This is a genomic window from Roseovarius sp. AK1035 (assembly GCF_003288315.1).
GTDB lineage: Bacteria > Pseudomonadota > Alphaproteobacteria > Rhodobacterales > Rhodobacteraceae > Roseovarius > Roseovarius mucosus_A.
Window position 1 is genome coordinate 3578197 of the sequence record NZ_CP030099.1, and the last position, 13580, is coordinate 3591776.

The window sequence follows — 13580 nt, forward strand, 5'->3', positions numbered from 1 at the left end:
CCCGGCCCATCTTAACCTGCGCTTTACCCTTTTTAATGAAGGTTAATGCAGAGGTGACGATGCAATTACGCCCGCTCTTTGCAGTGCTGATACTGCCATGGCTCGTTGGCATGGCAGAGGCGGGCGCGTGGCCGCGCGCCAAAGGGCAAATCTTTATCGCGGCAACGGGACAGCTCGATGCGCCCGACGAAACCGGCCTCGCACGTCAGAGCTTTACACTCTATGCCGAATATGGCGCAACAGAGCGGTTGACGCTGGGCGTTGATCTGGGCGGCGACGCGCTGCAAATGACCAAGACCATCGTCTTTGCCCGGTGGCCCGTTGGACGCCCGGCGCGAAAGGTCAAGATCGCGGTCGAATTGGGCTTGGGCGAAGTAGCTGAGCAACGCGCACTGCGTCCCGGAGTGTCGCTTGGGCGGGGGCTGACACTCTGGGGGCGGCACGGTTGGGCGGCGTTTGACGGGCGGGCCGTGATGTTTAGCGGGGGGCAGATGACGCTCGAAAGCGATATCACCCTTGGTCTTGATATCACTGCGCGCGGCAAGGTGATCGCGCAGATCCAAACCGGACAGCCCGCGAAGGGCCAGACCTATGTGCGTTTCGCACCCTCCTATGTGCATGCGACCAAGCCCGGCGCGCACCTGGAATTCGGGCTAATCCTGCCCTTGACAGATGGTGGCGAACGGGGGGTCAAGCTGGGCCTCTGGCGGTCATTCTAACAGCCCATTAGAGGCCCAAAGAACCTGTCAGAGCGGATCGTCGATCCGGATACGCAGCACCACCGATCCCGAAACCGGGCTGGGCCAACGCAGGTTGATCCGATCCCGGTTCGGCCCTTGCTGCGCCTCGAAATAGGGGGCCGCGTACACCACCGCATTCGCTGCATTACGCAGAGGACCGGCAGGAATGACCGCCTCAACCGTCTGCGCCCAAGCACCGAACGGCAAGCGTGGCGCAGGCTCGACCTCCCACGTGGCAGTAGCACTTTCCTCGGTGTGCTGCATCACCAGCGGACTGGCGACCGGGATATTGATGTTGTGAAAGCTGTTGTTGGCAAAGGTGACATTGCGCACCCGATCATAGTTGAGATCGGCAAAACTCGTGTCTACCATCTCGACCCGGGTAATGGTGCCAATAGTGCGGAACGTGTTGCCAGTGACGGTCACCCCGTCAAGAAAATGCCCCGCGCCGTGCGGCTTGACCACGATATAGGTGAACCAAGGGGCCATGTTGCCGGCCAGAAAAACATTGTCGGTGATGCTAAGCGCGCTGAACGAAAACTCGCTTGCGAATTCGGGCTCGGCATCATGCTCGTTCACCCATTCGATAAAGCAGTTGTCGATGTAATTGCCGCTGACACTGCCGCGATTGTTGATCCGCGTCAGCACAAAACCCGCGACGCGCGCGCCGCCTTGCGAAGTATCCCCCTGAAACACGTGATTGCCGGAGATCAGGGAACTGCTACCCGCAAGCACGGCGAAATGGCGAAACAGAACGCTGCGATTATCGCGGATCTTGAGGTCATTGGCATTGGCATTGAACGCGATGCTGCGCCGCTCGGTCGACAACAGAGGCCCTTCGTCCGAAATGAACTGACAGCGGTCGATCATCATCCCTTGATCGCCCTCGCCGTGGCTGGTTATGCCTCGATCCTTGGGGCGGGTAAAGAAACAGTCGCGGAAATGATTGGCAGAGCCCTGCGGCGGCAAGAGCACGCCACTGCAATCCCCCGTGCACTGGAAATCCACTTCTGAGAACACCATGCGCGAGACATCGTCAAAACCGCTGAAATCCAGCAGGTATTTGAACCGCCGGAAGGTGAAAACCTGCGTGCCCGCCGCGTCAAAAAGCGGCTGACTGATGTCGAGCCGCTGTGCCGCCACGTTCTTGGCGCTGACGTAAACCTCGCGGCCCACACCATTGCCCTCAATCAGCGCGCCCACGGGGATATTGGCCACGTCAATCACATTGGTCAGGCGGAGGGGGTTCGCGATGTCATAGCTGGCCTGCGAGGTCACGACATCGGTCGCCCAAGCCGGGCCGCCCCGGATCGTGAACTGGCCATTCTGGATGACGTGGCGCTGGTTATAGGTAGAGCGGTTGTTCACCGCCGCAGCCATATCAACCGGCCCGCGCAGAGCCACCTTGCGCCCAGCCAGATCAAGCGTGACGTGATCGGGATTGTTCAAAAGCGCCTGATAGGCCTTTTTGAAGGCCAGTTCGCTATCGCCAAACGCATCAATATAAGCGGGCAGATCGTAGTTCTTGGTCAATGCGAGAATGGCCGCATCCGGCATCACGAGCGTGCCCTCGAACCGGATGCGGTTCTGGATCGTGGTGCTTTGCCCAAGGAAATATTGGCCTGCGGGCACGATGATCTCGCGGCCCTGCGCCGCAGTGTCAGCGGCCTCGAAAGCGGCATGATCATCCGTCACCCCATCGCCAATCGCGCCGTAATCACGCACATCGACCGTGCTGAGGATATCGCGCAGGAAAAAGCGGCTGACATCCTCGATGATGATGTCGTCAATGCGTACCACGCCACCGCTTGGCCCGCTCAGATCAAGACCGAAATGGCCGAAAATAGCAGCGCGCCCCCAAGGCATATCCACGCCGGTGCGCGTGCCCGTGCCTACAATGGCCGTCACCTCGACCACCGCGCCATAGGTGGTCAACGCGACCTGCGGCCCGGTCACCGTCACCCCGGGCAGGGCGGCACCCCCTGCCCCACCGGCAAAGGCCGCGATGCGCACACTCGGCAGATTGCCGGCAATCGCCTTGATCCGCGCTCGGATTTGCAGGTAGCAGCCGGGTAAGATCGGCGTTTCGCCCATCGAGCGCAAACGCTGCACAGCCTCGGTCTTTTGCAATTCCAGCGCCCCACCAAAATCCTGATCGGCGGGGACAAAGGCTGCGTCGACGGCGTTTGCATAGGTGTCAGACCCCGGTCGCCCATCCCCGCGCGACCACTGGTCCAGACCGTTTGCAAAGGGGGGCGGCATGAAAACGATGCCGTCGGTGATTGCCTTGTTCATGGATATCCCTTTCCTGTTGCGCGCCGCATGCGGATGCTCGTGGCCAAAGCGATGGGCCAAAGCGGTCGGAAGGGGATGTATCAACGACGTGTTAATCAGGTCTCATGGCACCGTCACGGTGCCTGTAAAACACCAGATTGCGCGTCAGGCACACGCAATTGTGATATGCTTCGCCTGAAACGCAAAAAGCCCTGCCGGATGGCAGGGCTTTCGCCTGTCGCGCGGGGGCGATATCAGGACGCTTCGGTGATGAACTTGACCGCGTCGCCAAAGGTCTGGATTGTATCCGCCGCATCGTCGGGGATCTCAATGCCAAATTCTTCTTCGAATGCCATGACCAGTTCGACGGTGTCGAGACTGTCCGCGCCGAGATCGTCGATGAAAGAGGCTTTGTCGACGACCTTGTCCTCTTCGACACCCAGGTGTTCCACAACGATCTTCTTAACGCGGTCTGCGATATCGCTCATGTCTTGTTCCTCGTTTTGTCTTGGGCTGGTTTGCCCGTTGTCTGCCCCCGCCCAGCCCGGGAAGTGGCGATGATTTTGCCCCAGTGGGCGGTTCTCGACTGCCTTAATACCAAGGCCACCGGGAGAATCCGCATATCCCTCCGGCTAATCTCGGTGGCCTATAGCATATGCGCGGGCAATGGCAAATGCTTTCACTCAGCCCAAAACCGCCACAGCGATCAAGCCGCGGCTCAGTACATCGACATGCCCCCATTCACATGCAATGTAGCCCCCGTGACATAGCCGGCCTCGGGGCTGGCAAGATAGAGAACGGCGGCGGCGATTTCCTCGGCTGTGCCCATGCGGGCCATCGGGATTTGGGCGTTTAGCCCCGCCTTCTGATCGTCGCTCAGCTTATCTGTCATCGGCGTGGCGATAAATCCAGGGGCCACGACATTTGCGGTAATACCCCGGCTGGCCACCTCTGCGGCGATGGATTTGGTCATCCCCACAAGCCCCGCTTTGGCGGCGGAATAATTGGCCTGACCGAGGTTCCCGCTCGCCCCTACGATCGAGCCGATGTTGATGATCCGGCCCCAACGCGCCTTCATCATTGGCCGCACAGCCCCCCGGCAGAGGCGCATCGCAGACGTCAGATTTACATCCAGCACATCGTGCCAGTCCTTGTCAGACATCCGCATGAAGAGTTGATCACGGGTGATGCCAGCATTGTTCACAAGAATGTCGAGCCCGCCCAATGCACCAACGGCCTCTTTTGCAAGCGCCTCAACTGCCTCTGCATCCCCAAGGTTGCAAGGGAGGACATGCGCGCGGCTGCCCAGTTCCGCAGCCAGAGCCTCCAGCGGTTCTACCCGCGTGCCACTCAGCCCGACGGTCGCGCCCGCGCCATGCAGAGCACGGGCAATCGCCGCGCCAATGCCACCTGAAGCGCCCGTGACAAGCGCAGATTTCCCTGTCAGATCAAACATGTTCTGTCCTTCCTTGGTAAACGATACGCGGCTCACTTCTCGGTCAGGCTGGCCGCTGCCGCTGTGACTTCATCCGGCGTTCCGATGGTGCGGCAGCTGAGGTCACGCGCGATGCGGCGCACCATACCCGAGAGCGCTTTGCCCGCGCCGATTTCCCAAATTTCGGTGACGCCCTGCGCCTCCATGTATTGCACTGACTCGCGCCAACGGACAGAGCCCGTAACTTGCTCGACCAAGAGCGCGCGGATCTCCGCCGGATCTGTCACCGCTTGCGCGCGCACGTTGGCCACGAGCGGCACAGCCGGCGCATGAATAGCGACCTCAGAAAGGGCCTTTGCCATCACTTCGGCAGCCGGTGCCATCAACGCGCAATGAAAGGGCGCACTTACCGGCAAGAGCATGGCCCGTTTGGCCCCGCGCGCCTTGGCCAGTTCCACCGCACGCTCTACCGCGCTCTTGTGGCCTGAGACCACCACCTGTGCCGGATCGTTGTCATTCGCGGCTTGGCAAACCTCGCCCTGCGCCGCCTCTTGCGCCACGGCGCGGGCAGTTTCAAAGTCAAGCCCCAACAAGGCCGCCATTGCGCCGACGCCAACAGGCACCGCCTGTTGCATCGCCTGCCCTCTGATGCGCAGAAGGCGCGCTGTATCCGCCACGCTGATCGCCCCCGCCGCCGCTAGGGCGGAATATTCCCCCAAAGAATGCCCCGCCACATGGGATGCCGCCTTAGCAAGGTTCACACCTTCTGCCTCAAGCGCCCGCAGCGCGGCAATAGAGGTGGCCATCAGCGCCGGTTGCGCATTTTCGGTCAGGGTCAGCTCGTCTTGCGCGCCCTCCCAGATCAACGCCGAAAGCTTTTGCCCAAGCGCCTCGTCCACCTCATCGAACACCGCGCGCGCCGCCGGATAGCTGGCGGCCAAATCCGCGCCCATGCCGATCACCTGCGCGCCCTGCCCCGGAAATACGAATGCTCGGCTCATGGCCTGCCCCTCCCTTGAAAAGTGCCTCCCGATACATCGGCACGCAGGCCAAGGCAACGTATTTGCCCAATTTCAACTGAGTTTGCTCAGGTTTTAAACGGGGCTAGATAGACACGCAAAGACGCAGAGGCCCTGTGCGTGGGCGGCGATTGCGCCCGTGACATATGCCGCTAGAGTGACGCCACAACCATGAGGACATTCGCGATGCAACGCACCAATTCCGCCACCAGCTACGGCAGTATCGCCAAGGGCTTTCACTGGCTCACGGCGCTCTTGATCCTGTCAAACCTGCCGCTGGGCTGGTATGCGACCAAAGTCGCCGAGGCGGTGGCAGCGTCCCCAACCGAACCGCTGATCGCGCAGGCTACTTTCCTGTTTTCACTTCACAAAACACTCGGGGTCACAATTTTCTTTGTGGCGTTGGCCCGTATTCTTTGGGCCATGTCGCAGCCCAAACCCGGATTGCTCAACGGGGATCGCAGACTCGAGGCCTGGGCGGCCGAAACCGCGCATTGGTTGCTCTATGGCTCGCTGGTGCTGGTGCCGCTTTCAGGCTGGGTGCATCACGCTGCAACCTCAGGTTTTGCGCCGATCTGGTGGCCATTGGGGCAGAACCTGCCATTGGTGCCCAAGTCTGAGGCCCTGTCCGACCTGGCCTCAACCTTGCATTTTGTGTTTGTGCTGGTCTTGTTGGGTACGATTGCGGCGCATGTGGGCGGCGCTCTCAAACATCACCTGCTGGATGGTGATGCGACGCTGCGCCGGATGTTGCCGGGACGTATGGATGCGATTCCCACCGCGCGGCAACCCAACCCTGTGCTGCCCATGGTTGCCGCCGTGGCGGTTTGGCTTGGTACACTTGGGGGCGCGACGGCGCTTGGCTGGTTCGACACAACACAAACCGGCCCGACCACACTTGCGGCGGTCGAGAGTGACTGGCAGGTCGAAAGCGGCCAATTGCAAGTGACAGTGCAACAAATGGGCTCAGCCGTGACCGGCAGCTTTGAGGAATGGACGGCCGAAATCGCCTATTCCGAAACCCCGGACGCAGATGGCAAACACGGCGATGTTACGGTGACTGTCAGCATCGCCTCTCTCTCGCTTGGCTCGGTCACACAACAGGCGATGGGAGCAGATTTCTTCAACACCGCAGAATTCCCAACTGCGATCTTTGCCGCTGATTTGATGTCTGGTGAAACAGGCCCTGTGGCGCGCGGCACGCTGACCATCCGAGACCAATCTGTGCCCGTCGAGATGCCCTTTGACCTGACCATCACCGGCGATAGCGCCATGGCAATGGGTACGCTTGCCCTCGATCGCCGAAATTTCAACATCGGCAACGGGGTGACGGACGAAAAGTCCTTGGGTTTTGGGGTCGATATACGCTTTGAGTTGACCGCCACGCGGGGAAATTAATCCAGCCTGCGTGCCTCGTCGATCAGCATAACCGGAATGCCGTTGCGGATCGGAAAGGCAAGACTGGCACGGCGGCTGATCAATTCCTGCGCTGCCGCGTCATACTCCAGCGTAACATGGGTCTGTGGGCAGATCAGCGCCTCAAGCATGCGCCGGTCAAAGGCCGGGGGGGGCGGTGTGTCTTCGGTCACTGCATGATGTCCTCGTTATCGCCGCCGCGCAGCACATATTCGATAAGCGTGATCAGCGTCTCGCGCCGCGTGCTCAGCGATGGCGCCTCAAGCAAGGCTTGCTTGTCCTCCGGCTCAAAGCCCAACAGCATCGAGAGTGAATTGACCAACAACTCATCCTCGGCCTCTTTCAGCGAATCCCAGTCTGTTTGAAGCTCGCGGGCCTCGAAATACCGCGCCAAAAGCCTAAGGAATGCGCGGCGGTCAAAGTCGGGATCACTGTCGACCGGCCCCAAATCACGCTCAAAGCCAGTCCACGACACGCGCGCCCGACGATAGGGTGTAAAGCCCTCTACCTCTTCGAGGACGCGAAACCGCGACAGGCCCGTCAGAGTGATCATATAGCGCCCATCCTCGGTTTCCGAGAATTGCGTCACACGTCCAACGCAGCCGATTGCATGCAGACCGGTGCCGCCCGCGCGACCCGGGACCCGGTTCGGCTGGATCATTCCGATCAGCCGACCCGGAGTTTTCAACGCATCCTCAAGCATCGCCAGATAGCGAGGCTCGAATAGATGCAACGGTAGACGCGAGCGCGGCAGCAAGAGTGCACCGGGCAGCGGAAAGACGGGGATGATCTCTGGAAGATCGAGCTTGTGTGTCATGCCGCTAACCTAGCCCGTGCATAGGTTCAGGCAAATATCATCGAACTCAATTTCCGCCGCCCACTCAGCAAGACCGGATCATTCGGTTTGAGCGCCTCGAAGATGGTGAAAAGCTGGGTCTTGGCCGCGCCATCATTCCACTCACGATCCCGCCGAAATAGATCAAGCAATTCATCCACCGCCTCTTGCGCCTGCCCGTTGGCATAAAGCGCCTGCGCGAGATCAAATCGTGCCTGAAGGTTCGCGGGGTCTGCCTCAACGGCGGCGCGCAGTTCGTTGACAGGTCCGGCATCTTGCGCCTGACGTGCCAGTGCCAGTTGCGCATGGGCGGCGTCAATTTCAGGGGCGTGGCTGATTTCTGCCGGGGCACCGTTTAGGATCGCTTCGGCCTGATCCAACTCGCCTAGCGCCATATGGGCACGGGCAAGACCCGCGTAGCCCCGCGCATTCAGCGGGTCCTCTTGCAGAATTGCGGCATAGGTCTGGGCCGCATCGGCCACAGCGCCGGTTTCAAGCATCTCGTCGGCGGCATCAAGCGCCTCGTCCAAACCATCCTCAGGCTCGCCCCCGGCGGCTGCAATAACACGCGCGACGAACGCCTCGATCTCTGACGGAGGCACGGCACCCTGAAAACCGTCGATCGGCTGGCCCTGCCAAAAGGCATAGACGGTTGGGATCGATTGAACCCGCATCTGGCCCGCAATCATCTGGTTCTGATCGACATTGATCTTGGCCATTTTGACCGCACCGTTGGCGCGGGTCACCGCCGCCTCAAGCGCCGGACCAAGCGTTTTGCAGGGACCGCACCACGGGGCCCAGAAATCGACGATCACCGGCACGGTTTGCGATGCGTCCACGACATCCGCCATGAAGCTGGCCTCGGACACATCCTTGATCAGGTCGCCCGTCGCGGGGGCACTTTTGGTTTTACCCAGTTCCAGCATGTTCAGCCTCCTTAAGAGATTTGCCCCCTATATGAGGACGCGGCGGGCGGAGTCAAAGATCAAATGTTGCGAACACCGGCGCGTGATCCGAAGGTTGCTCCCAGCCCCGCGCGCCACGCAGGATGCGGCTGGAATGCGCCGAAGTGGCGATGTCGCCTGTGGCCCAGACATGATCAAGCCGGCGCCCTTTATCCGCAGCGTCCCAATCGGCTGCGCGATAGGACCACCAGCTATAAAGCTGCCCCTCGGGAATGTCGGCGCGCGTAACATCCTGCCAACCGCCCGCCGCCATCACCGCGCTCAGATGATCCACTTCAACAGGGGTGTGGCTCACGATTTTGAGCAGTTGCTTATGATTCCAAACATCATCCTCGCGCGGGGCGATGTTGAGATCCCCCACAAGGATCGCCTTTTCGGGACGGCTGTCATGGAACCAATCGCGCATGCCCGTAAGATAATCGAGCTTCTGGCCGAATTTGTCATTCACCGCCCGGTCAGGCACATCGCCCCCTGCAGGCACGTAGAAATTGTGGATCACAACACCATTTTCCAGTCGGCCCGCAATGTGCCTTGCATGGCCGAGATCCGCAAAGTCCATCGCCCCGACCTCTTCGATGGGCAATTTGGACAGGATCGCCACTCCGTTGTAGCCCTTTTGCCCACGGGCGACGACATGGGCATAGCCAAGGGCGGCAAAGCCCTCGAGCGGCATCTTATCAACCGGGCTTTTGCATTCCTGAAGGCAGAGGATATCAGGCCCCTCTTCCTGCATCAGGCGCGCCACCAGTCCTTCACGCAGACGCACTGAATTGATGTTCCATGTGGCGAGGGTAAAGGACATCTGGCATCTCCCGTGCGGATTCGCCGGGACACTAAAGCGATGCGTCCAAGGATTCCAGCCGCGATTGCCCCAGACAGAGCCGAGCGCCAAAACAAAAAGAAACCCCGGCACAGGGGCCGGGGCAGTCCAACAGGGAGGTTCATGTGTGTAACCGCACACATAACGGATAATAGCAGATTAAAGCTCAACCGCAGATACGACTTTGATCTTGGTCAAAGAACCGTGCCTTTTAGACAACAAGCCGATAGCCGCCCGATTCCGTCACCAAAAGCCGCGCATTTCCGGGATCGGGTTCGATCTTTTGACGCAGCCGGTAGATATGCGTCTCAAGAGTATGGGTCGTAACCCCCGCGTTATAGCCCCAAACCTCGTGCAACAGAATATCGCGCGGAACCACGCCTTCCGTCGCACGATACAGAAACTTAAGGATATTTGTTTCCTTTTCCGTCAACCTTACCTTGCGATCATCTTCGGTGATCAGCATCTTCATCGCCGGTTTGAACGTATAGGGTCCAAGCTGGAACACAGCGTCTTCAGACTGCTCATGCTGACGCAATTGCGCACGGATACGGGCCAGCAGTACCGGGAACTTGAAAGGTTTGGTGATATAGTCATTGGCCCCGGCATCAAGCCCAAGGATCGTGTCCGCGTCACCATCATGCCCGGTGAGCATCAGAATCGGTGCCTTGATTCCCTGCTTGCGCATCAGGCGACACAGTTCGCGCCCATCAGTATCCGGAAGCCCCACATCCAAGATCACAAGGTCATAGATCATGTCCTTGACCTTGCTCAGCGCAGAGGCACCGCTTGACGCCTCGAAGACGTCGAAATCCTCGGTCATGACCAACTGTTCGCCAAGCGCCTCGCGCAGGTCGTCGTCATCATCCACGAGAAGAATTTTTTTGACTTGTCCCATCTCGGTTTCCTCTTGTTTCGTCGAACATGCGGTACAAGCAGCGTCGCGGCAAGATGTGCAACATTCCACTCACGCCCTAGTGTTGCGGCGCGAGCGTTTCTTTCCATTCATTACAAAAGACTATATCACGGTTGGACTGATAAACAGGAGCCCCGCATGAGCCTTGCACCGGATCTCACTGAAATTGCCGCGCGCGCACGCAGCGATCTGCGCATGGGCGTGCCCGTGGTGCTAAGCGGGCGCGGAGGTGCGGCACTCATCATGGCTGCCGAAACGCTTGAGGCGCAGCGGCTTGCGGATCTGCGGGCATTGGGCGGCACTCCGGTTCTGGCGATTACTGCGCGCCGGGCCACCACGCTCAAGGCGCGGGCCTATGATGATGATCTCGCGCGCGTTATTCTTCCGCCCGATGTCTCTCTGGGATGGATCTTGTCGGTTGCGGACCCGGCGGATGATCTCAAAAGCCCGATGAAAGGCCCGCTCACCTCCGAGCGCGGGGGCGCGGTCGATCTACACCGGCTGGCGCTGAGCCTTGTGAAATCGTCGCGGCTTTTGCCCGCCGCCTTGGTGCTGCCACTAACGGAAGGCGTGGAATTCGCGCGCCGTCATGGGCTGACCCTGCTTGATACAGCCGCGGCACCGCAACTCGAACTGACAAGCCCGCTGCATCCGGTGGTCAGCGCGCGCCTGCCGCTTGCTGTGTCAGAGGCGGGGCGTCTGCATATCTTTCGCCCCGAGGATGGTGGCGAGGAACATTACGCCATCGAAATCGGTCAACCTGACCGCGCCGTGCCCGTGCTGGCACGGCTGCATTCCGCCTGTTTCACCGGCGACCTGATGGGAAGCCTGAAATGCGATTGCGGACCTCAGCTGCGCGGCGCTCTGGCGCAGATGGGGGCCGAAGGTGCCGGCGTGCTGCTGTATCTCAACCAAGAGGGGCGCGGCATTGGCCTCGCCAACAAGATGCGTGCCTACAGCTTGCAGGATCAGGGATTCGACACGGTCGAAGCCAATCATCGCCTTGGATTTGAAGATGACGAACGCGATTTCCGCATCGGTGCGCGCATCCTGTCGCTGATGGGCTTTTCCTCGGTGCGGCTTCTTACCAACAATCCCGCCAAGATCGCGATGATGGAGCAGAACGGCATCAAGGTGATCGAGCGTGTGCCGCTGAAACTGGGCGAGAACACGCATAATCATCACTATCTCGCGACCAAGGCCGCAAAATCTGGGCATATGCTCTAGGCCAAGGCGACCTTTAGACCATCATCTCTTTGGTCGCGGTCAGCGTGACATCTGGATAGTCGCGCGCGACCCGATCAATGTCCCACTGCAGGCGCGTAAGATAGACGATGTCGCCATCATTATCATGGGCGATATGCTGTTTGTTGGCGGCAGTGAATTTCTCGACCGCCAGCTTATCGCCAGATACCCAACGGGCCGAGGTGAACTGAGAGCCCTCAAACCGCACCGGGAGCCCATATTCCAGCTCGATCCGGCTGGCCAGCACCTCGAATTGCAGCGCCCCCACCACGCCCACAATAAAGCCAGAGCCAAACGCAGGCTTGAACACCTTGGCGGCACCTTCTTCGGCGAATTGCATCAGCGCCTTTTCCAGATGCTTGGCTTTCATCGGATCACCTGCCCGCGCCTGCTGCAAAAGCTCTGGCGCAAAGGATGGGATGCCGGTCACGCGCAGCGCTTCCCCTTCGGTCAGCGTATCCCCGATACGCAACTGGCCATGGTTGGGGATACCGATGATGTCCCCAGCCCAAGCCTCTTCGGCCAATTCACGGTCCGCTGCCAGAAAGAGCACCGGTGCCGAGACAGTGATAGGTTTCTTCGAGCGCACATGCGTCAGCTTCATGCCGCGTTTGAAATGCCCCGAGGCGAGGCGGACAAAGGCCACACGGTCGCGATGCTTGGGGTCCATATTGGCCTGCACCTTAAAGACGAAGCCGGTCACGGCAGTTTCTTCGGGGGCAATCGCACGCGGAGTGGCCTTTTGCACCTGCGGCTCGGGACCATAGGTGCCAATGCCATCCATCAATTCCTTGACGCCAAACGAGTTGATCGCTGAGCCAAACCAAATGGGCGTCATATGGCCCTCTAACACCGACTGCGGATCGAGCGCGGGCAAAAGTTCGCGCGCCATTTCGATTTCCTCGCGCAGCTTGGCGATAAGGTTTGCGGGCACATGCTGCGCCAGTTTCGGATCATCAAGCCCGTCGATCTTGATCGACTCTGCCACTTTGTTACGGTCGGCGCGGTCCATCAGTTCCAGACGGTTGTTCAGCATGTCATAACAGCCGACAAAATCGCGCCCCATACCGATGGGCCAACTTGCCGGGGTTACGTCAATGGCAAGGTTCTGCTGGATTTCATCAATGATCTCGAACGTATCGCGCGCTTCACGGTCCATCTTGTTACAAAAGGTCAGGATCGGCAAATCGCGCAACCGGCAGACCTCGAACAGCTTCTGCGTTTGACTTTCAACGCCCTTGGCCCCGTCGATCACCATGACGGCCGCATCGACGGCGGTCAGGGTGCGATAGGTATCTTCGGAAAAGTCCGAGTGGCCGGGCGTGTCTACGAGGTTGAACCGGAACCGACCAAAATCAAACGACATGGCCGAGGCCGACACAGAAATGCCCCGGTCCTTCTCCATCTGCATGAAGTCAGAGCGCGTGCGCCGCGCCTCTCCCTTGGCACGCACCTGCCCGGCCATCTGAATGGCGCCCCCGTACAAGAGGAACTTCTCGGTCAGCGTCGTCTTGCCCGCATCTGGATGCGAAATAATCGCAAACGTGCGGCGGCGGGCAATCTCAGCCGGAAGATCGGGGCGGTTTGAAAGAGTATCCAACATGGCGCCGGATATAGAGGCGCGGCGGGGGCGGCGCAATACGGGGTGTTGAGGGTATCGAACGCCAATAATCCCCAGATGATTCTCTGAATGCTGGCGTCGGGCACCAAGCGCGGCGGCAAAAATGTCTCACCCGTGCATCGGGCGGCTCAATCAGCGTTCAATTTGGCACCCAACCGGTCGGCCACATTCATTGACCTGTTTTTGATACATTTTTTAGCGTGACGGCACCCAGCACGCCGTTCGGTCATCCGTGCCGAGGGGCAGGAAAATGCAACATTCGGACCAAGCTCGCAAATATGGTTAACACCCTAT

Annotated in this window: 13 protein-coding genes; 3 read left to right on the top strand and 10 right to left on the bottom strand. The window is 59.8% G+C overall.

The window, feature by feature from the left end; translation table 11 throughout:
- Window positions 1–59 precede the first annotated feature (59 nt).
- Window positions 60–719, top strand: coding sequence for a hypothetical protein (locus RAK1035_RS17060; RefSeq protein ID WP_112303108.1), 660 nt, complete (start codon window positions 60–62; stop codon window positions 717–719).
- A 27-nt stretch (window positions 720–746) separates the two neighbouring features.
- On the opposite strand, the gene RAK1035_RS17065 is transcribed toward RAK1035_RS17060, so the two are convergent.
- The 4 genes from RAK1035_RS17065 to fabD form a co-directional block, all read right to left on the bottom strand.
- Complete coding sequence (locus tag RAK1035_RS17065) at window positions 747–3035, bottom strand: glycosyl hydrolase family 28-related protein (RefSeq protein WP_008282320.1); 2289 nt, start codon at window positions 3033–3035, stop codon at window positions 747–749.
- A gap of 233 nt (window positions 3036–3268) precedes the next feature.
- Window positions 3269–3502 (bottom strand): acyl carrier protein, encoded by a 234-nt coding sequence (locus tag RAK1035_RS17070; RefSeq protein ID WP_008282321.1) that lies wholly within the window; start codon window positions 3500–3502, stop codon window positions 3269–3271.
- Between the two features lie 230 nt (window positions 3503–3732).
- Entirely contained in the window at window positions 3733–4470 is a 738-nt protein-coding gene (fabG, locus tag RAK1035_RS17075) for a 3-oxoacyl-[acyl-carrier-protein] reductase (protein ID WP_008282322.1), read from the bottom strand.
- A 32-nt stretch (window positions 4471–4502) separates the two neighbouring features.
- Window positions 4503–5450 (bottom strand): ACP S-malonyltransferase, encoded by a 948-nt coding sequence (fabD, locus tag RAK1035_RS17080; RefSeq protein ID WP_008282323.1) that lies wholly within the window; start codon window positions 5448–5450, stop codon window positions 4503–4505.
- Window positions 5451–5654: 204 nt separating this feature from the next.
- Between fabD and RAK1035_RS17085 the strand changes: the two genes are divergently transcribed.
- Window positions 5655–6866: a cytochrome b/b6 domain-containing protein gene (locus RAK1035_RS17085; RefSeq protein ID WP_008282324.1), complete on the top strand. Its 1212-nt coding sequence runs from the start codon at window positions 5655–5657 to the stop codon at window positions 6864–6866.
- On the opposite strand, the gene RAK1035_RS17090 is transcribed toward RAK1035_RS17085, so the two are convergent.
- The 5 genes from RAK1035_RS17090 to RAK1035_RS17110 form a co-directional block, all read right to left on the bottom strand.
- Complete coding sequence (locus RAK1035_RS17090) at window positions 6863–7015, bottom strand: Trm112 family protein (RefSeq protein WP_081508537.1); 153 nt, start codon at window positions 7013–7015, stop codon at window positions 6863–6865. The two genes, RAK1035_RS17085 and RAK1035_RS17090, sit on opposite strands and share 4 nt — an antisense overlap.
- 38 nt (window positions 7016–7053) lie before the next feature.
- The gene (locus RAK1035_RS17095) at window positions 7054–7701 is read right to left on the bottom strand and encodes an LON peptidase substrate-binding domain-containing protein (RefSeq protein WP_008282326.1); all 648 of its coding nucleotides are present in this window, start codon (window positions 7699–7701) and stop codon (window positions 7054–7056) included.
- A 26-nt stretch (window positions 7702–7727) separates the two neighbouring features.
- Window positions 7728–8645 carry a thioredoxin family protein gene (locus RAK1035_RS17100; RefSeq protein WP_008282327.1) on the bottom strand — a complete coding sequence of 306 codons (918 nt, stop codon included), beginning with the start codon at window positions 8643–8645 and terminating at the stop codon, window positions 7728–7730.
- A gap of 52 nt (window positions 8646–8697) precedes the next feature.
- Window positions 8698–9486 (bottom strand): exodeoxyribonuclease III, encoded by a 789-nt coding sequence (locus RAK1035_RS17105; protein ID WP_008282328.1) that lies wholly within the window; start codon window positions 9484–9486, stop codon window positions 8698–8700.
- Between the two features lie 229 nt (window positions 9487–9715).
- Window positions 9716–10402 (bottom strand): response regulator transcription factor, encoded by a 687-nt coding sequence (locus RAK1035_RS17110; protein WP_008282329.1) that lies wholly within the window; start codon window positions 10400–10402, stop codon window positions 9716–9718.
- 156 nt (window positions 10403–10558) lie between these two features.
- Here RAK1035_RS17110 and ribA point away from each other — a divergent pair, with 156 nt between their 5' ends.
- Entirely contained in the window at window positions 10559–11647 is a 1089-nt protein-coding gene (ribA, locus tag RAK1035_RS17115) for a GTP cyclohydrolase II (protein WP_008282330.1), read from the top strand.
- 13 nt (window positions 11648–11660) lie between these two features.
- Here ribA and RAK1035_RS17120 read toward each other — a convergent pair whose 3' ends face one another.
- Entirely contained in the window at window positions 11661–13268 is a 1608-nt protein-coding gene (locus RAK1035_RS17120; RefSeq protein ID WP_008282331.1) for a peptide chain release factor 3, read from the bottom strand.
- Window positions 13269–13580: the final 312 nt, after the last annotated feature.